Origin of the sequence: Leptospira weilii, from assembly GCF_006874765.1 — a bacterium.
In the GTDB taxonomy this organism is placed as follows: Bacteria; Spirochaetota; Leptospiria; order Leptospirales; family Leptospiraceae; genus Leptospira; species Leptospira weilii.
In genome coordinates, this window is the sequence record NZ_CP040840.1 from 569,436 (window position 1) to 588,172 (window position 18,737).

The window sequence follows — 18,737 nt, forward strand, 5'->3', positions numbered from 1 at the left end:
AAAATTCCTAGGATTTAAGAACCAAGAACCGGCATTTCCGCAAGACCCTGGCGAACCGTCAGTAGGGGAGAATAACCCAAATCTTTTTTGGCATTATCGATTTTGATTGTACAATCTCGGGACATGATGCTCGCGCTAAAACGAGTCAAAGGAGGTTCGTTTTTGATTCTAAAAAGTTTCCAAACTCTTTCTAAAATTCTCGCTAAAAAACGAGCAAGCCAACCCGGGATAGAACGATTCGGAGCCGCTACCTTCTGAGTCGCGAGAAGAGATTCTAAAAAATTACGAAAATTGAATACTTCGTCGTCGGTGACAAAATAAGCCTTACCGCCCTGGCCTTTTGTAAGAGCGAGTTCGATCGAATGAATCAGATTATAAATGTGAGTCGTATTGGTAAGAGCCTTGCCGCCGTCGATCCAAGAAAAATTCCCATCGGCGATCATCTTTAAAAGAACCGGGAGAACTGTTTTATCACCTGGTCCCCAAATGAAACGAGGACGGATGGAAATAGTTTGCATTTCAGAAGAATTCGCTTTTAATACGAGCTTTTCTGCTTCGGCTTTGGTCTTTGAATAGGGAAAGGGAGAATTTTTCGGATAAGGATACGACTCATCAATGTCGATCATCGGTTGTCCGTAAAATAGGGCGGCTTCGGTTCCAATAAAGATGAATCGTTTGACTCCCGCTTTGCGAGACGCCTCCAGAAGTTGAGCGGTTCCGTCCACGTTGACCTTCCAAAAATCCTGAAACGGCCCCCATTGTTCCACATAAGCCGCGCTGTGAATGACTACGTCGATTCCTTTCAAAGAATTTGAATCCACGGAATTGAGTTCACAGCGAACCGGCTTTCCTCCTACCATGGAAATAATGGCGTCGGCTTTTTCCGATCGGGACATCGCTTTAACGGTATGTTTTTTAGATAAAATTCGGGTCGCCGCTTCCCCTACAAAACCGGAAGCTCCTGTGATAAAAATATTCATTCTTTGCTCCCTAGAAGTAAATAGATCGATCTACTGATTTTATCGAAAGATAAAAGCGGTCAATTACATTCCCTTAAGCAGGAATTAGGACGCTCAAAATACTTTCCAATTGTTTTCTAACGATTTCCAAAGGTTCTATGCTATGGTGAGCACGACATAATATCAAAGCCCCTTCTATGACTGCCAAAAGAAGAATCGAAACAGATTTCACCTGATCTTCTTTCATTTCCGATCTTTGTAAAGAGGAGCTCAATAAATTTTGCCATTTGAGATATATACTCGAGCAAACCTTTTGGATTCGATCGTTTTCGGCTGCTATTTCCAAAACCACGGTTGCAATAGGACAACCTTTTTGAAAACCGGAGTCGATTAGTTCCTGCGAGAGATGATTCGTAAATTCTTGCAAAGCCCTATGAAGATCGGGATGATTTTCAATGGTGGCTTCGATTTGTTTTTCGAGACGTTCTCCCGCGCTCTGAATTGCGGCCGCAGTTAATTCTTCCTTTCCATCGGGAAAATGATGATAAAGCGAACCGCTCGGAGTTCCGCTTAATTTAAGAATGTCCTTCAACCCGGTTCCGTGATAACCTTTCTCTTGCAAAAGTTGCGCTGTGGTCTGTATCAATCGTTCTCTGGAGCTGAGTTGTTCCATATCTTCCAGAATGAGATCGTGCTGTTTTTCCTGTCAAGGGGAGTTGAGAATTAATTATAATAGATTCGCAGGATAAAAAATAGGACCCGAAATCAAAAAATCAGGTCGAATTGATATTCAAAGTTCGCTTTCGAACTTTTGTTTTTGTTAAATTCCGAAGAGGTCTTTCTTGCTCTCCACTGTATCGATACAAAACCCGATTTTCTCTTGGATGATGATGGCCGCGATTATTATTTTTGGATCGGTCGGATTTTCCAGAATGGGCGTTTCTCAAATGCCCGACGTTGATTTTCCTGTAGTCAACGTCTCGCTTACACTCGTCGGCGCCAACGCCCAAGTTATGGAAACCGACGTAGTCGATCCGATTGAAGAAGCCCTAATGGCTGTCGAAGGAGTTACCGAGATTCGTTCGATTTCTTCGGACGGTTCCGCAACTATAACCGTAGAGTTGGAACTCAGTCGAAACGTGGATGTTGCGGTTCAAGAGATTCAGACAAAACTAGCTCAGGTTTCCAATAAACTTCCGGAAGAATTGGACCCGGCGGTGATTACAAAATCCAATCCGGACGATGTTCCGATCATCTGGGTTTCCGTGACCGCGGTCGATAGGACCGAAAAGGAAAAGATGCTTTTCGTGAAGGATTTTCTGAAAGATAAGTTTCAGGAAATTTCGGGAGTGGGCGAAATCATCCTCGGAGGTTACGTCGATCGAACGATCAACGTCTATTTGGATCCGCTCAAACTTTCCAGAAACGAAATCGCCGTGGACGATATTGTCAACACGCTGAAGGAACAGAACTTGGAAGTTCCTTCGGGAAGATTGGAAAACAGAACGAATGAAATCAGTCTTCGAGCGGTGGGGGAGGTTCCCACTGCGGAACAATTTGGAAACATATTTTTAAATTCAAGAAGCGGTTCTCCTCTTTTTAGATCGATTCGACTCAAAGATATTGCGACCGTCGAAGACGGGTTAGGCGAGATCAGAAGAATTTCCCGGTTTAACGGAATTTCTGCGGTTGCGATTGGAATCAAAAAACTCAAAGGAGCCAACGCGGTTCAAGTCGGAGATCTTGTTAAAGCGAAGGTTAAAGAATTAAAGCCGAGGCTTCCGAAAGGTTACGATCTTACGATTTCGAACGATAACACGGGTTATATCAGAGACAGCGTAAACGAGCTCGAATTCACTCTGATCTTTTCCGCAATTCTCACCGGTTTTGTGTGTAGGTTGTTTTTGGGAAATTGGAAAAGTACCGGAAACGTTCTTCTTGCAATTCCGACTTCGGTGATCGGAACGTTTTTATTTTTATACTTTGCGGGTTTTACGATCAACACCTTTACGATGTTAGGTTTGTCTCTTGCGACTGGGATCGTCGTAGATGACGCGATCATGGTTTTGGAAAATATTACGAGACATCGTGAGATGGGAAAGTCCTGGTTTAAAGCCGCATTGGAAGGAGCTTTGGAAATTCGATTTGCGGCTTTGGCGGCTACGTTAGCCGTCGTTGCGATCTTTCTTCCGGTGGCTTTTATGAAAGGAATCATCGGAAGATACTTTTTGGAATTCGGAGTTACGATTTCCGTCGCCGTTTTACTTTCTCTATTTGAAGCGTTGAGTTTTACACCGATGCGTGTTTCCTTGTACGGAGAAATTAAAAAGGAGAAGTCCCGCCTTTCCTCGGTTTTTTCGGTCGATGCGCGCGAATCTTGGAATCGTTGGATTTCGAGAATTTCAGTTTTTAAAAGGATGGATCCGACGATCGAACGATTTCTCGATTACAGCGCTGACTTGTACGCGCGTTCGATCGATTTCGTATTAAAATATCCGCGTTGGGTCGTATTCGGATCGACCGCATTGTTTATTTTGTCTCTCGGATTTTTTTTCCTTCTGAAAAAAGAATTTATTCCGCCTCAGGATATGGGTCGTTTTATCGTTCGAGCCAGATTACCATTGGGTTCTTCTTTGCAGAGAACGGATGAAATGATGAAAAAAGTGGAACTGTATTTGATCAACCGAAAGGAAATCGAAAAATACATATCCAACGTGGGAGGATTCGGAGGAACCGAAGCGAACACGGGAATGTTCTTTGTCACGATGAAGGAAATGGGACACAGACCGAAAAATCCTAAGACCGGAAAAGAGTTCACTCAGTCGGCGCTTTTCGGAATTTTGAGAAAAGATTTAAAGGAACTCGTGCCCGAAGCGACCTTCTCTATGCAGGATCTTTCCCAGAGAGGATTTTCCGCGGGGAGAGGTTATCCCGTCGAACTCGTGTTAACCGGCCCAGATTGGAAAACGTTATCCGCTCTTTCGGTTCAGATCTTGGATAAGCTCAAGGAAAGCAAGGCCGTTTTAGACGTGGATACGGATTACGTCGCCGGACAAAAAGAACTCAGACTTATCACCAATCGAGAAGCAGCCGCACTCCGAGGCGTGAGTATGGCGAACGTTGGAAACACGGTTGGAACATTGATGGGCGGAAAGAATGTAAGTCGTTTTACAGAAAACGGAAGAAGTTACGACGTAAGAGTAAAAATCCGAAAGGATCAGGGAGAAACGATAGCGGTCATTCCAGACATCGGTGTTCGAAACACCTTCGGCGAATTCGTCAAACTCAAAGAAATTGTGAGCATTCAAGAAAAGGAAGCGCTTAAAACGATCACTCGGATCAATCGGGAAAGAGCAATTCGTGTTTTTGGAAATCCCGCTCCCGCCTTAGGTCAGACTGTATCGACGGAGAAGGCGCTTGAGATTGCCAGAGAGATTCTTCCAGACGGTTATTCCGTTTCAATTACTGGTTCGGCCAAAACCGCTAAAGAATCAGGCGAAAGTCTTACGCTTGCTTTGACGTTCGGAATTCTTCTTTCTTATATGATTCTTGCTAGTCAGTTCAACAGTTTAAAACAACCGCTTTATATTCTTCTCGCAATGCCTTTTAGTTTTACAGGAGCGTTAGTCTCTCTTTATCTGTTCGGCCAGTCGTTCAATATGTACAGCTTTATCGGGCTCATTCTCCTTTTGGGTTTGGTAAAAAAGAATTCGATTCTTCTTGTGGAGTTTGTAAACCACATTCGATCGACTGGAAAAAGCATTCGAGAATCCGTCAAAGAAGGCTGCCCGATCCGTTTAAGACCGGTGCTTATGACTTCTTTCAGTTCGATTGCGGCTGCGATTCCTCCCGCTTTGGCTCTCGGCCCCGGGGCGGAAACGAGAATCCCAATGGCGGTGACGATTTTGGGAGGAATGACCCTTTCCACTTTGATTACGCTTTTGGTCGTTCCCGCGGCGTATTACCTCGGAGAAAAGGAAAAACGATGAGTTCCTCCAAACGATTTGCGACACGGATCCTTAGAGAACCGGATATTAAATTTCCTAGAGAGCCCAAAAGTTGAACGGATTTCTTTCCATAGACGAATATCTGTGAAATGATATTGCAAGAAGCGACGGAATAGAAACTAAAAATAGGTTCTTTGTAATTTAGATTTCGGATTTAAACAAATCGTAGAACAAATAATGAATCGAAAAAATATTATAAAAATAGAATTTATAAATCCGCCTTTGCTGCAAGTCAAAAGATCGGCTCTATCGCATGGAAGCTTATGGTCGGGATTCGGCTTTAAAAACACTTTCAAAAAAACGAATTTATTTTACCTTTCTCTTGCGGCCTTGGCGTTTGGCTTCGGTTGTATCGATGATTCGAAGATTCGAACGGGCGATGGAGTTGTCGAATCCGGTCTGGAGGAAGTCACCGGAGTTACGACCGAAAAGATTCGGAACATTTCCCCCGAGCAAGAGTTGAGCATAGACGAACTTTACTCATACGCGGTGGAAAGAACGGAAAGAATCGCGCTTAAGGAAGAGGCGATTCAGCAAGCGGATTCTCAAAAGGCGGCGGCGTTTGCTTCCTTCTTTCCGTCCTTGTCCTTGGTATATAATAAATTTTATAGGATCCCCGGACCGAATTCTCAATTTAACCCGTTTTATACGGAACCGAATCCTCTTACGGGAGGATCTTCTACGAGTAGCCTGCCTCCGACCGTCGGCCCCGGAACGAGATTACTTTTGAGTATTCCCATCTTAAACGGAGTAAGCCAGTACACGACTTATAAGGCCGCGGGCGCTCTCGCCAATGTGAGAATGAACGAGGCTAAGTTCGAGTCCGGGCGTCTCTATCTGGAAATTGCACAAGCATATTATAATGTTCTACAATTAAAAGAGGTTCTTTCGTTGGAGGAGAAAAAAAAGGATCTCGTTCGTAAAATGATTCTGGAAAGACGAAGGCTTTTTTCTTTGGGAAAAATCACCAGGGCCGACTTGAGCGGGGCCGAAGCGGATTTTTCCAGATCCGAAGCAAGTCTCGAGGATTTTAAATACCAATTGAAACAGGCCGAAATGGCGTTGGAAAGTCTTGTGGGAATAGGGGAAGGGGGACTTCGATTGTCGATTCCTAAGGGAGCGATTTCCATTCCTCAAAACCTATCACCCGAAGAAAGGATCGCGAAACGATACGACGTGATTGCGGCAAAAGAAAATCTTAAGATGGCGGAGCTCAATTTGAAAAAGGCCTGGGGCGGGCATTTGCCTTCGGTTACGTTAAACAATTATTATACGATTCCGGAGCATAACACGACTCCGAATAAGGATATCACAATGCAGTTGTCGATCAACGTTCCTTTGTTATCCGCCGGAACGATCACGGCGGGAATAAAACAAGCGGAATCGGCCGTTAGACAGGCGGAATTACAATTATCCCAAGCAAAACGGATCGCAACGGACGAGATTCGAAAAGCCTACGAAAGTTCCCGGAATTCCGCTCGATTATTATCCTTATATTCAAAAGCTCTTAATTCCGTAGAATCCAATCTGAGTAGTCAGAGAAGGGGTTTTAGTTTCAAAACAGTTTCCCGCCTTGAGCTTCTGATATCGGAAATTTCTTTTCTGGATTCCGAAATCGCGTATAGAAGGGCGTTTTATCAACATTCTTTGAATACGATTTGGTATTCCGTTGCGATCGGAGAATTGCCAAAATTAAAAAAATTGAAAGAAGAAGATAAGACTAGGGATTAGTTTTCTTTGTGTGCTTGACATATCTCCGAGATAGTTTTAACTATTGGGCATAGTTGAGGTGCGAAATCCCATGATTATCAGTAATTATTTTCAGGATAACGAGGATCTTAGACTCGTTTTCGACGAGTTGATCGATTGGGAAAAGATTATTCACGCTTACGAACACAAATTCGAAGACGCGGAAGAATATAAAAAGACCGGCAATGAAAGATTGGCGTATGCTCCTTCAAGCGTGGAGGAGGCTAAGGAATACTATAAATCCGTATTGGAATCCTTGGGTGAAATTATGGGAGAATTTGTGGCTCCCCGCAGTAAGGAAATGGATCAAATCGGACTCAAGTATGCAAATGGAAAGGTAACGTTTCCGACGGCTCAGGAAGAATGTTATAATACTCTCCGGGACGCGGGACTTATGCCGATTTCGATCAGCAGGAAATTCGGCGGATTGGGATTACCTGCAACTGTTCAGTCTTTTATGATGGAAATTGCGGCGAGGGCCGACGCGGCGTTTTGTCTTGCATACGGAAATATAAATATTGTGGAAATTATGGAAAGATACGCTTCTTCCGAAATGTGCGAGAAATGGCTCCCTGAAATTTCCGCCGGAAAATACAGTGCGGCGATGGCGCTTACCGAACCAAACTACGGATCCGATCTCCCGAACGTTCAAACAAGAGCGACTCAAGATACAAATGGCGTCTGGAGAGTCAACGGAGCGAAACGTTTTATCACACACGCCTGCGGTTATATCGATGCTCCTTCCGTAATTCTTACCTTGGCGAGAACTGGATCGCCCGGAAGTGGCGCGAGAGGATTGTCTTTCTTTCTCGTAAAAGGAAAAGATGTTCATATAGCCGGAGTGGAACATAAGATGGGGCTTCATTGTTCTCCGACTTGCGAAGTTGTTTTCGATAATTCTCCGGGAGAACTGATCGGAAAAACCGGATACGGTCTTGTGAAGTATTCTATGGGAATGATGAATGCGGCGAGACTTACAATCGCGACTCAATCTTTAGGGATTGCGACTGCCGCTTATTACGAAGGAAAAAAATACGCTTCGGAAAGAATTCAATTCGGCAAACCGATCGAACAAATTCCCGCGGTCAGAAAAATTTTGGATCGAATGGAAAGGGAGATTCTAGCTACCAGAGTTCTTATTGCTGAAACCGGAAAGGCGATTGATCTCTATCACTGGCCGAAAGAGCACCTTATCAAAATCGAAGGCAAATCCGAAAAAGATGTGAGTCAGGATGAAACGATTCGTCGTTGGGAAAAGCTTGCGGATCTGTTTACGCCGCTCAGTAAGTATTATGCGTCCGAAGGGTGCGTGGCAATTTCATCGGATGCGTTGCAGATTCACGGAGGGAGCGGTTACACCGAAGACTACGACGTAGCTCGGATCTATAGAGATAGTAGAATCACTACGATTTACGAAGGAACAACCCAATTGCAAATCGTGGCTGCAATCGGCGGTGTCGTATCGGGTATGTCTCCAACCGGACAACTTAGACAATACGCGGAGGAAGAACTTTCTAAATTCTCCCCGTCGGAAGATCTCAAAAAAGTTTGGAGCGATCTGGATACGAGTGTGGGACTTTATAAATCGATTCATGACGGAAATGTGAAAGATTCTTTGGCATTTGAGGTGGTGGAAACCACCGCTCGTTTTCTTTGCGGAATGCTTTTAGAAAGGTCACTCAAGGCGTTGAGCGGAAAGGAACTTCAAAAACGAAAAGCGATCACACAAGCCTATCATTTGGATAGCGTCGCGACGGCAAGTGCCAATCTGATCAAGTTGGAAAGGGCTTCCAAACAAGCCGTTCTCGCTTAGAGCTCTGCCCAGAAGCTTGGGATATGGGAACTCCCATGTTCCCAGAGATCAAGATGACATTCTAACCTTAACCGCTCGGAGTGCGGGAGTTCCCACAAATTAAGTCTTTTTATATTTTTTTAAAAATATATTCTACTTTTCGAATGTTTTTATGAGAAATATTTCCAATCAATTGTCGTATCGGACGATTTAACTTTAAACTCTTATTTCGAGTTTTTTCTGCAAGTTAGTTCGTAGCGACAAATTACCGATCCCTATAAAATAGAATACCGTTCATTTGGGCACAAATCCCGCGTTTACGTTTAAGCGCAGAATTTTGGACACTCTATTACGTAGAGATGAGTAAAACGAGATCTTGTTAAGATTACTACTCGGACGCGTGAAAATGATACTCGAAAATAAGCGGTCGGTTTTGCAAAAGTACAGCGGTTCTCAAAAATTAAGTCAAATCGGAAATCCCGACTTTTAAAGGAAGATTCCAATATTCTAATTTTCGAAATAAGTTTGTCATAGTATTCTATTTGTGCGTTCGAGTAGTAAGTCGTCTAAAACATATTAAATTGACCCGCTTAGATCCTTTAAGCAGGAAACACAAAGGCAATCGTCGTAATTTGTTTGGAGTTGCTTTGCGATTTCGGGAGGTAAGTTCGTCGAAAAACATTCGCAGGAATTGATTGCTGCCCCGCAATCGAAGATTTTTCCGCAACGCCGACAGGGCTTTTGAACGATCCCAGATTTTAACTTTTTTGTTTCAGACATATATTCAGAAATTTAAATGGATTGTATGATTAAAGTATAATGAAAAAAATCTTCATCTTTTACAAAACCGATCGACTCATACAATTTTTGAGCAGTAAAATTATCAAAGGCGGTTGATAATGTGAGATACTTCGCCTCTGTATCCCTTGCAAGAGAAGCTCCTTGTTCGATTAAGGCCTTACCCCCTCCTTTGTTACGGTGCTCGGGACGAACAAAAAGATCGTTCAGGATCCAAGCTCGTTTCATGGATATGGAAGTAAAAATAGGGTATAACTGAGTAAAGCCGCAGTAAGTTTCTCCTTCCATTAAAAGATAAATCCTGGATTCTTGTTTACGAATTTTTTCTTCGATAAATTTTCTTGCGCCTGCCAAATCCGATTTCTGTTTATAAAAAAGACGATATTCGTCGAACAATTTTGCGGTTTCCTGCAGGTCTTGAATGGAAGCTTCTCTGATTTGCATTTTTTCGAATAGAGCCATTTTTAAAAATTCTTACCATACTTTTATCCACAAATTGAGAAGGATACTGTAATCAGTAACGTACGTGAGTTCGGCGGTTGAAAATGAGAAGAATTTTCTAAAAGTAAAAGTCCCTACTTTTAAAATTTGCTCGTAAAATCGCGATTTGTTGTAGTTCTCACATTTTAAGAATAGATTTACAGAGTTCAAATTCCAACTTACAAAAAAGATGAATCATGGATTTCTTACGCCGAACTCACGTTAAATAAAGGATCAAAACTGATATTTTTCAAGTGTTCCGACAAGAATGATACTTTTTACTTGCAAGAAGTATGATTTTCCGATATTGAAAAGTCTTCCGAGTTTTCCGCCACCCAAATCAGGGAAACTCAGGCGCAGAGCTTTCCTAAACTCAGTAAACATCCTCCTATGGGTCGGTGTTTAGGTCGCGTTGAAGAAACTCAGGCACAACACTTCCTATAAGTTTCACGGAAGATTGTCGTACTTCCCGACGAATTTTATCTCAGATCCAAATACTTGTGTGAACTCCTACGGAATACAAGTTTAAAATTTATTGGTGAAATTTCGTGTTCATTTACGAATATTTTTTATTTTCCAGGAGTTTCTTTTCGAAAGAGATGAATTTCTACTCGATTCCTCATTGCCTTTTTCGATTTAAAATCGATCGGTCAAAACTCTGCGGAGAATTTTATGAGTTTCCGGATGTGTTATCACCTGATAATGAGAAGTTTCGAGCAGGCAATTAACCCGGGATTCAGGATCGGATTTTTTTCGATATACCTTGTCGCTTAACAAAGTAAGGCTCGGCTTTTCAACGATTCCGTCGCCGATCCATGAGGACCATTTGGATTCCTCTTTTGTTACCAGACTGTATATTTGAGTTGCGTTTACTTCGTCCAACTCTTTGAAATACAAATCGTTTATGTACCTCTTGATTTGATTATTTTGAACCCAATCCTCTTCTCGGATAATTCCGTGAGAAAGATCTTTGATTGCATCGCTTCTTTGATTTCCGATAAAACCTAAGATATTAACCGGAAGGATCGGTAACGACTCCGCTCCGAGCCCGAGCCAAAAACCAATTTTTTCGATATACGACCCTCCGTCGGGAGAGTTGATCACGAGTGCGTGACGAATTCTATCTGAAAATGGCCAATTTTTTTGTTTAGCCTGGTACAAGGCGCTTCTGAAAATCAAACCGCCCTGACTATAAGATATAACGTCTAACGTGTTTCCTTTTAATTCGGGGGAATTCAAAAGAGTCTCCACAAGATTCAACATCAGCTTTGCGTTTGTGGAAAGATGAATACCTGGATTGAAACGCAGATAGATCGGATAATAACCGCATTCTTTCATCGTATCGGAAAGAGGAACTTCTCCTTTTGCGTTCCAAAGCCCTTCGTCGCAAAAAAGTCCCGGAATACAAAGGATCAAACGCGGGAGTTTGGACTTTTGCCAATCCATTAAGATTTCTTGAATTTCCGCGTCTTTTCCCTCGAGCCGGAAAGACGCCTGAATATGTGAAGTCGTCACGAGTCCCGCGAAGGATTCTCCTATTATACTGGAAACGGGGATGTTTTCAAAAAAAATTCGTTTAATAACTACGTCCGTTTTTTCAAGAGCGTCTAACGTTGTCCGCATTGCCTTTGCCGTAGAACTTAAAGCCCGAGTCAATCCTTGTTCCGTTTTTTCACTCGCGCTTTTGAGAGATTCTCCGGATTTGGAAAAGAATTCCGCAAGACTCGTATTCTGAACCAAAGGAATTCCGGAAAGCTGAGACAACTGCTCGGATGACCAATCGAAGGATTGGATAAGGATCGAACGAACGCTTTCTAAAGTCCCTACCGAAGTATCTTTTGCGAACTGAACTAACGATTTACTCAAGTCCATACTCGGTTGTGTGGGTTTATAAGGCATGCCGAAACTCCTTTTATTGCCTGCGAAGTATAACTCAAAAATCCTTTGGGGTCAACGGATAAAATTCGATTGGTTCGTTTCCGATGAGGCGAAGATACTTGATCTTGTGATTCTTTTTGTTTCTATGGTGACATGCGGCTTTTACTCATTCAACCGCCGGTGCAAGATTTTTACGATACCGATATCCGATTGCAACCGATTGGGCTTTGTTATCTTAAAGGAGCTGTGCAAAAATTTTTGCCAAACATAGAAGTTATCATCCGCGATTTTCATAGAGGCCTGGGAGACAAGCTTGCGGGAAGAAGAACGGTTCCGATTCCGAGTGAGCTCAGATACTTAAAGGAATACTATCTGGTTCCGGATAAAAGTCCATTCTCCACATTTTTTGAATACTTTCATTTCGGAGCACCTTACGAAGACATAGCAAACGAAGTAAAATCTCTGACGCCCGATCTTGTAGGCATTTCCTCTTTATTTTCTCCTTATTACAGAGAGGCTTTGAAAACGGCGGAAACCGTGAAGAAAGTGTTAGACGTTCCCGTTTTAATGGGAGGTTCTCATGTATCCGCTTGTCCGGAATTAATGCTCTCGAATCCGAACGTGGATTTTATCATTCGAGGAGAAGGCGAGAAACCGATCTGCGATTTTTTGAGGGAATTTCAAGCACATAAACGTTATGCGATCGTTGATTCTCTCGGATGGAAAGAAAATGGAACTCTTCGTTTAAATCCGATCGGGGATAATTTTCCGATTCAAGAACTCCCGCCTCCAGACGTATCTTCCCTATTGAAAGAACATTATCTTTTCGAAGGAAAGCCGATACGTTTTGTCATCACTTCCAGAAGTTGTCCGCATCGTTGCAGTTTTTGTTCGGTCCACACGACCTTTGGAACCAAGTATAGAAGAAATACGGTTGAAAATGTGTTAAGCGAAATCAAAGAATCTTATGAACTTGGTTATCGCGTATTCGATTTCGAAGACGACAATTTAACTTTCTTCCGTCCCGAAATGAAGAAACTCTGTGAAGAATTGATCCGAGCCTTTCCTAAAAAAGACGTTCGGTTCGTCGCAATGAACGGAATCTCTTATATCAGTTTGGATAGCGAGCTTCTTTGTTTGATGAAGGATGCGGGATTTACGAATCTGAACCTTGCTTTGGTCAGTTCCGATAAACTCGTTAGAGAGACTACGAAAAGACCGCATACGATCGAAAAGTATCTCCAAATCGTTCGGGAAAGTTTCGAACTTGGATTTCAAATCACTTCGTATCAAATTCTTGGGCTTCCGATGGAAACTTTGGAGTCTATGATTCAAACGCTTCGGTTTAACGCGGCCCAACCCGTTTTGATGGGCGCTTCGCTTTTTTATCTTACTCCGAATTCCCCGATTGCTTCGGATTTTCCGGAAAGAAACGAATCCGACGTTTTTCTTTCCAGATTAACTTCGATGGCGATTTCTTCCGAACATTTTGAAAGAGAGGATATCTATTCCCTTTTTATTGTTACCCGCATTCTGAATTTTCTGAAAAGCGTTTCTGTTTCCAAAGGAAATACCGTTTCTCTAAATGAGGCTTTGAGAATATTAGAAAAATGCGGAATAAGATCCTTGGTCGGAGTGAGGCTTTTTGAAAAGTTACTCGACGAGAAAAAGTTATACGCTTCCACAAGCCAAGATTGGATACTTTTGGAAAAATTTCGTTACGAAGTTTTTGAAAAAGTTTTTTCCGGGTTAGACGGGATTTGCACCCTTTCCGGCGGAAAAATCGATCTGCAGGATTTAAATCGGTTTTTGCCTTTGTGTAATACAAATTCCGAACCGAGTTCGAATTCGTATTAAACGGAGAGATTCAATTTGTTACCGATTTTGTTTTTCTTTTCTTTCCTTTCCGATTTCGGAGATAGTTCGTTTTGTTTATCGGGAATTCAGAAAGCCGTTCGAGATCCGGATTTCAAAGGGACTAAATTCGGTTTAAAAAAACATGGAGCCTTTTCGGTTCGAATATTACCGATCCTTACATAGAACGTGTCCCAAAACCATTCGATCTTTATCAGGATCCGCGGCATAACCAACCCCACAAGTAATGGGATCCCAAGATCAATTTGTCGGAATTACGACAAATCCTCTGTGAAACTTAGTTCCCACAACGCGCCCTAAACACCGACCCATAGGAAGGTGTTTACTGAGTTTAGGAAGCGTTGTGCCTGAGTTTCCCCTTATTTTTGGGTGGAGACGGAAAGGTTCGGGAAATTTTTCTCTATCAGAAAGTCATACTTTTTGCAAGTAAAAAGCCTTATTCTTGTCGGAACACTTGAAAAATATCAGTTTTTGATCCTTATTATCCCAAAAGCCTTTTTAATTTGTGGGGTTGGTTATGCCGCGGATCGCTGCAATTTTGAGACGGGCTCATAATTGAATACCTTGAATTTTGAGACAAATTTCTATTTTAAAGCCAAAATTTTGGACACTGTATTAACGTGAGTTCGGCGGTTGAAAATGAAAAAGAATGTTCTAAAAATCGGAGTTCCTACTTTTTGAATTTGTTCGTAAAGTCGCGATTTTCTGTAGTCCCACATTTTAAGAATAGATTTACAAAGTTCAAATTCCAATTTTTTGCAGAAAAATGAATCATGGATTTCTTACGTCGAACTCACGTTATATTATATAGCTCTGAGTAATCGAGTCAGTGAACCGGATTTCGCCGGTATGATATGGAAAAAAGAGCCGGAAAAAGTTTCTGATTCTTGAAAACTAGGATAGAATTTTACGTAGGAAGAAACCCTGTTTATAAACGGAAATGGTTAACGTTGAGAGCAGGTTGGATAAGCACAAAATTCTAGGATAACGTAAGGTAACTTATGAATTCGCAATGGAAAACCCGAAACAAACCTTACGAAGTTTTTTCGGAAAAGGAAAAGACCGGAAAGATCATTCAGTGGATTCGATTTTGGGACAATCGAATTCGGAATCGATTTCCATACTTGTCGAAATATCAGGATCAAATCGGTTTAAGCATCACGATCGGTTCTGCATCCGGTATGATTCTTTTCGCAATACTTTATATAACAAATCTAATTCCCTTTTGGCTTTGTATTGTTCTCAACGCGATTCTTGCGTCCTTTTTGCATGAGATAGAACACGATCTCATCCATAATCTTTACTACAAGGGAAGAGTAAGAGTTCAGAATTTAATGTTTTGGGTGGTTTGGCTTTTTAGAGCCAACACGGTCAACCCTTGGTTTCGAAGAGAAATCCACCTTCTGCATCATAAACTGTCCGGAAACAAAGAGGATGTGGAGGAAAGAATGATCGGCAACGGATTGCCTTTCGGTTTAAAAAGAGTTTTAATCATGATCGACGGAAACTTAGCATTGATTTTACAGGGAAGAAAAGTCGCGAAAGACGCGTATCTCCGGCTTAGAAAAATCAAGGTTCCGGGAACCGTGGGGCCATATCGGGAAATTTTCTTTCTGCTTTGGTATTCCTTTTTATCCGTAAACGCATTCCATATTTTGAATCTATTATTCGGAAATCCGATTTTGGAACCTTCGTTTTTGGAAACGAATCGATCGATTTTGAACTCGGTTGCTGTCGTTTATTTGATCCCGAATTGGATTCGTCAAACTTCGATTCAGGTTGTTTCTTCGAATATGCACTACTACGGAAATATTCCGAACGTTTATCACCAAACCCAAGTTTTAAATTCTTGGTTGGTTTTTCCGTTCCATCTTTTTTGCTTCAATTTCGGAGCGACTCACGGAATTCATCACTTCGTTGTAAATCAACCGTTTTATCTTAGACAATGGGTCGCATTTTACGTCCTTTCCGCGATGAAACGCTACGGAATTCGGTTCAACGATTTTCAAAGCATGTGGAAAGCAAATTCTGAACGTCTTTCGGAAGAAAGCGGGATCTATTTTTCCAAAATGACAAACTTTCCGGTTTCCAATTCAAAATAATCGATGTGATTCACCGTTGCAAAATCAGTGTTTGTCCCAAAATCTTAGAATGTGGGAACGTTTTAGGGGCAGTGGATAGGAGTCCGATTGACCTTGCCTAGGAGACGTTGACCTGTAGCGGGTTTTGTTCATCAAGCGACCTGAGTTCTGTAAACTTGAATTTAGAACTTTACAATGAGTGGAACGGGATATGAACGTAAGGAACAAACGATTACGGTTTGTAGAAAGATTTTTATCATTTCCGGTGAGAGATTTTTACATGCTCAAACCAGAAATCCAAGGTCTTTTTGAGAAGAGGCAAATCTAAAGGTTTGGCCAGGTAATCGTTCATACCTTTAGAAATGTACATTTCCTTGTTACTTTCGATCACGTCCGCGGTTAGCGCGATGATAATCGGAAATTCCGCGTTTTGTTTTTGTGAACGAATCCATTTCGTAGCTTCCATTCCGTCTACCTCGGGCATGTGAATATCCATAAGAATCATATCGAAAACATTCAACTGCATTTTTTCGATCACTTCTCTGCCGTTGTGAACGACGACCGGATCGTAGCCTAATTTTTTAAGAGCTCTTTCGATTAAGAGACAATTGGTTTCGTTGTCCTCTGCTACGAGAATTCTCATACTTTTAGAAGTCGCATTCGAATAAGCGCTTTCCAAGTCCTTCGTTTTTTCTGCTTCGAAAATCTTTTCGATTTCCGATTCGGAAGGTATGCCATAAGTAATTGCGAACGTAAACTTAGAGCCGTAACCTTCCTTACTTTCCAGGTTCAAAGTTCCGCCTTGGAGCTCCACAAGTTGTTTCGTGATACTGAGACCCAAACCGGAGCCTCCGAATTTTCTCGCAGTGGATGTGTCGCTTTGCGAAAATGCGTCGAATACTTGTTTTTGTTTTTCTAAAGGAATTCCGATACCGGAATCTGAAACCCTGAACTCTATCGAAATTTTATCTATCGAAATATTTTTTTGAGACACGCTCAGAACCACTTCTCCGCGATTGGTGAATTTAATTCCGTTGCCGGTAAGATTCCATAAAATTTGCCGAAGCCTGAGTTGGTCTCCGTAAACGTATTCTTGAATTTCGAATTTACCTTCCAGGCGAAGACCTATTCGTTTTTGTTTTGCAAGAGGATATAAAAGATCGTGTATCTCGTCCAAAACGGAACGAATCGAAAATACTTCCTTATCCAAGGAAATTTTTCCGGCTTCGATTTTTGAAAAGTCGAGAATATCGTTGATAATCTGTAACAATGATTTGGCGGAGACGGAAAGAATTTGGATGTATTCCTTCTGTTCGTCGTTGAGTTTTGTGGTTCCTAAAAGCTGAACCATTCCCAACACTCCGTTCATGGGAGTTCGGATCTCGTGACTCATATTTGCAAGAAAACTACTTTTTACTTTGGAGGCTTTTTCTGCGATTTCCTTTGCTTGAATCAGTTCCCATTCGGTTTCTCTTCTTTGTTGGATTTCTTTTTTGAGAAGAATTATGTTTTTATGAATCTCGGATTGTAGGCCCTCTTTGAGCTTAAATTCCAATTCCTTTATTCTTTGAACGAGCATGATAGAAAAAAGAACTGACTGGGAAACGAAGGCCAACTTTAAGAGATGAAGAGAAAAATAATTGATCGAGATCGCGCCCGTGGTACTTAAATTCGCAAGAATTCCGGCGATGGGAAATACCATATGGATCAGCAGAAATTTTTTTGCGGGCTGAAAGCCTTCCCTGATTCTCACGATACAAAAATATACAATGATTAAATTGATAATCAGCCCCAGATAATATGAGAACTGATTCAGTTGGATCGGATAAAAAATCGAAAGCGGAATCAAAAGAAGATTGGAGAGAACGTAGATGGCCGTTACAATTTTGGCCTCTTTATCCTTTTTTTCCGGGTATAAAAATTCCAGAGAAAATAAAAACAAGAACAAGGTGGAGACATAAATAAAAACCAAAGCGAGAGAAAGATAATATTGTCCGTGCGCCGGTTTAAACAGGGGCAAAGCCAAACCGTCCCAAGACGTCAGATAGACTGTGGAAAATAAAATCATAATAAAATAATATAGATATGACCTCGCTCTGAAGGAAAAATACAGCGATAGGTTGTATAAACCCATCGCAATTCCAAAGCCGAGGGTTAAACCGACCGCGATAGAACGAAACTGTTCCGTAAAATTGTATTTTTTTTCCGATTCCAACACAAAAGGAATACGAAGAGGGGTGCCGCTTTTAATTGCGCAAACGATCTGAATTTCTTCTCCGGGGCGAAGATAAAAATCGAGAACTGGAAAATTTTCCTCGTAAACGCGATTTGCCCCTGCAAGAACTTCGTAAATCTGATCCTTATATCCGTATCGATAATGAATATCCACTCTTTCGAGATAAGGGTTATAGATTTCAAACTTTCCATAGTAGTCACTTGAAGTATCGTTCTTTAAGGGAATGTAAAACCAAGCAGTATCTTCGGTAAAACCTAGCGAGAACATTTCTGCCGGAATGTTTCGAAATGAAAGAGAAGCATCTTTTGCAAAAATTTTTTCCCGAAAATTTTCACCCTTGGAATCGGTGAAGTAATGGATGAAAGAAAGAAAGGAAGAGTTATTCTGGAGTTGGGAAATCTTTCCCGGAGCCAAAGACAAAGATTCGCCGAACACAGGAACTGCGAAACTAAGCGAAAAATAGATTGTTAAAAAAGATCGAATCATAAAAACGAATAACTCGTATATTTTGATTAGTTTATAACATTTACTTCAAGAATGAAAAGGTTTTTTTCGATCTGGGAGTATCCAGGGACTGATTTCTGTTCTCTTCGGAGTCTATTATAGACCAAGAAAGGTTCTTTGGTTGGATTTACGGAAAAACCCTTTGGAAAACAAGAAAAATCTAATAAAGAAAATTCTCTTCTTTTAAAGATTGTTCAAAAACGCTATTTCTCTTAGTGGAAAAATAGAGGCCTTTTTCGTTTAGGAACTTGTTCCAAATCCTGAAGAGAAATCGCAATTATAATTGTTAAATCGTTACTACTCGAATGCACGAATAGAATACTATGACAAACTTATTTCGAAAATTAGAATATTGGAATCTTCCTTTAAAAATTCGGG

The 18,737-nt window shown here is 41.5% G+C and carries 11 protein-coding genes; 5 read left to right on the forward strand and 6 right to left on the reverse strand.

Going from position 1 to position 18,737, the window contains the following annotated elements; translation table 11 throughout:
• Positions 1-14: 14 nt before the first annotated feature.
• Positions 15-980 (reverse strand): NAD-dependent epimerase/dehydratase family protein, encoded by a 966-nt coding sequence (locus tag FHG67_RS02815; RefSeq protein ID WP_002619620.1) that lies wholly within the window; start codon positions 978-980, stop codon positions 15-17.
• A 73-nt stretch (positions 981-1,053) separates the two neighbouring features.
• Positions 1,054-1,632, reverse strand: coding sequence for a TetR/AcrR family transcriptional regulator (locus FHG67_RS02820; RefSeq protein WP_004500204.1), 579 nt, complete (start codon positions 1,630-1,632; stop codon positions 1,054-1,056).
• Positions 1,633-1,801: 169 nt separating this feature from the next.
• On the opposite strand from FHG67_RS02820, the gene FHG67_RS02825 reads away from it, so the two are divergent.
• The 3 genes from FHG67_RS02825 (at position 1,802) to FHG67_RS02835 (ending at position 8,528) form a co-directional block, all read left to right on the forward strand.
• Positions 1,802-4,948 (forward strand): efflux RND transporter permease subunit, encoded by a 3,147-nt coding sequence (locus FHG67_RS02825; RefSeq protein ID WP_002619630.1) that lies wholly within the window; start codon positions 1,802-1,804, stop codon positions 4,946-4,948.
• 195 nt (positions 4,949-5,143) lie between these two features.
• Positions 5,144-6,697: a TolC family protein gene (locus FHG67_RS02830; RefSeq protein WP_004500200.1), complete on the forward strand. Its 1,554-nt coding sequence runs from the start codon at positions 5,144-5,146 to the stop codon at positions 6,695-6,697.
• Positions 6,698-6,767: 70 nt separating this feature from the next.
• The gene (locus FHG67_RS02835; protein WP_004500176.1) at positions 6,768-8,528 is read left to right on the forward strand and encodes an acyl-CoA dehydrogenase family protein; all 1,761 of its coding nucleotides are present in this window, start codon (positions 6,768-6,770) and stop codon (positions 8,526-8,528) included.
• A 555-nt stretch (positions 8,529-9,083) separates the two neighbouring features.
• Here the strand turns inward: FHG67_RS02835 and FHG67_RS02840 are convergent.
• The 3 genes from FHG67_RS02840 to FHG67_RS02850 all read right to left on the reverse strand — a co-directional run bounded on the left by FHG67_RS02840 (position 9,084) and on the right by FHG67_RS02850 (position 11,684).
• On the reverse strand, positions 9,084-9,287 hold the full coding sequence (locus FHG67_RS02840) for a cysteine-rich CWC family protein (RefSeq protein ID WP_002619629.1): 204 nt from the start codon (positions 9,285-9,287) through the stop codon (positions 9,084-9,086).
• Positions 9,288-9,299: 12 nt separating this feature from the next.
• Entirely contained in the window at positions 9,300-9,749 is a 450-nt protein-coding gene (locus FHG67_RS02845; protein ID WP_036086867.1) for a GNAT family N-acetyltransferase, read from the reverse strand.
• 672 nt (positions 9,750-10,421) lie between these two features.
• Entirely contained in the window at positions 10,422-11,684 is a 1,263-nt protein-coding gene (locus tag FHG67_RS02850; protein ID WP_002619607.1) for an esterase/lipase family protein, read from the reverse strand.
• Between the two features lie 132 nt (positions 11,685-11,816).
• Between FHG67_RS02850 and FHG67_RS02855 the strand changes: the two genes are divergently transcribed.
• Entirely contained in the window at positions 11,817-13,520 is a 1,704-nt protein-coding gene (locus tag FHG67_RS02855; RefSeq protein WP_004500232.1) for a B12-binding domain-containing radical SAM protein, read from the forward strand.
• 1,019 nt (positions 13,521-14,539) lie between these two features.
• Positions 14,540-15,640: a fatty acid desaturase gene (locus tag FHG67_RS02860; protein WP_004501810.1), complete on the forward strand. Its 1,101-nt coding sequence runs from the start codon at positions 14,540-14,542 to the stop codon at positions 15,638-15,640.
• Between the two features lie 235 nt (positions 15,641-15,875).
• Here FHG67_RS02860 and FHG67_RS02865 read toward each other — a convergent pair whose 3' ends face one another.
• The gene (locus FHG67_RS02865; RefSeq protein ID WP_061235003.1) at positions 15,876-18,341 is read right to left on the reverse strand and encodes a hybrid sensor histidine kinase/response regulator; all 2,466 of its coding nucleotides are present in this window, start codon (positions 18,339-18,341) and stop codon (positions 15,876-15,878) included.
• Between the last annotated feature and the right edge of the window lie 396 nt (positions 18,342-18,737).

Bases quoted from the DNA above. Each gene is read 5' to 3' on its own strand.
- FHG67_RS02860 (WP_004501810.1), top strand. From the start codon at position 14,540: ATGAATTCGCAATGGAAAACCCGAAACAAACCTTACGAAGTTTTTTCG.
- FHG67_RS02865 (WP_061235003.1), bottom strand. From the start codon at position 18,341: ATGATTCGATCTTTTTTAACAATCTATTTTTCGCTTAGTTTCGCAGTT.
- FHG67_RS02845 (WP_036086867.1), bottom strand. From the start codon at position 9,749: ATGCAAATCAGAGAAGCTTCCATTCAAGACCTGCAGGAAACCGCAAAA.
- FHG67_RS02835 (WP_004500176.1), top strand. From the start codon at position 6,768: ATGATTATCAGTAATTATTTTCAGGATAACGAGGATCTTAGACTCGTT.
- FHG67_RS02840 (WP_002619629.1), bottom strand. From the start codon at position 9,287: ATGTCTGAAACAAAAAAGTTAAAATCTGGGATCGTTCAAAAGCCCTGT.
- FHG67_RS02815 (WP_002619620.1), bottom strand. From the start codon at position 980: ATGAATATTTTTATCACAGGAGCTTCCGGTTTTGTAGGGGAAGCGGCG.
- FHG67_RS02855 (WP_004500232.1), top strand. From the start codon at position 11,817: ATGCGGCTTTTACTCATTCAACCGCCGGTGCAAGATTTTTACGATACC.
- FHG67_RS02830 (WP_004500200.1), top strand. From the start codon at position 5,144: ATGAATCGAAAAAATATTATAAAAATAGAATTTATAAATCCGCCTTTG.
- FHG67_RS02820 (WP_004500204.1), bottom strand. From the start codon at position 1,632: ATGGAACAACTCAGCTCCAGAGAACGATTGATACAGACCACAGCGCAA.
- FHG67_RS02850 (WP_002619607.1), bottom strand. From the start codon at position 11,684: ATGCCTTATAAACCCACACAACCGAGTATGGACTTGAGTAAATCGTTA.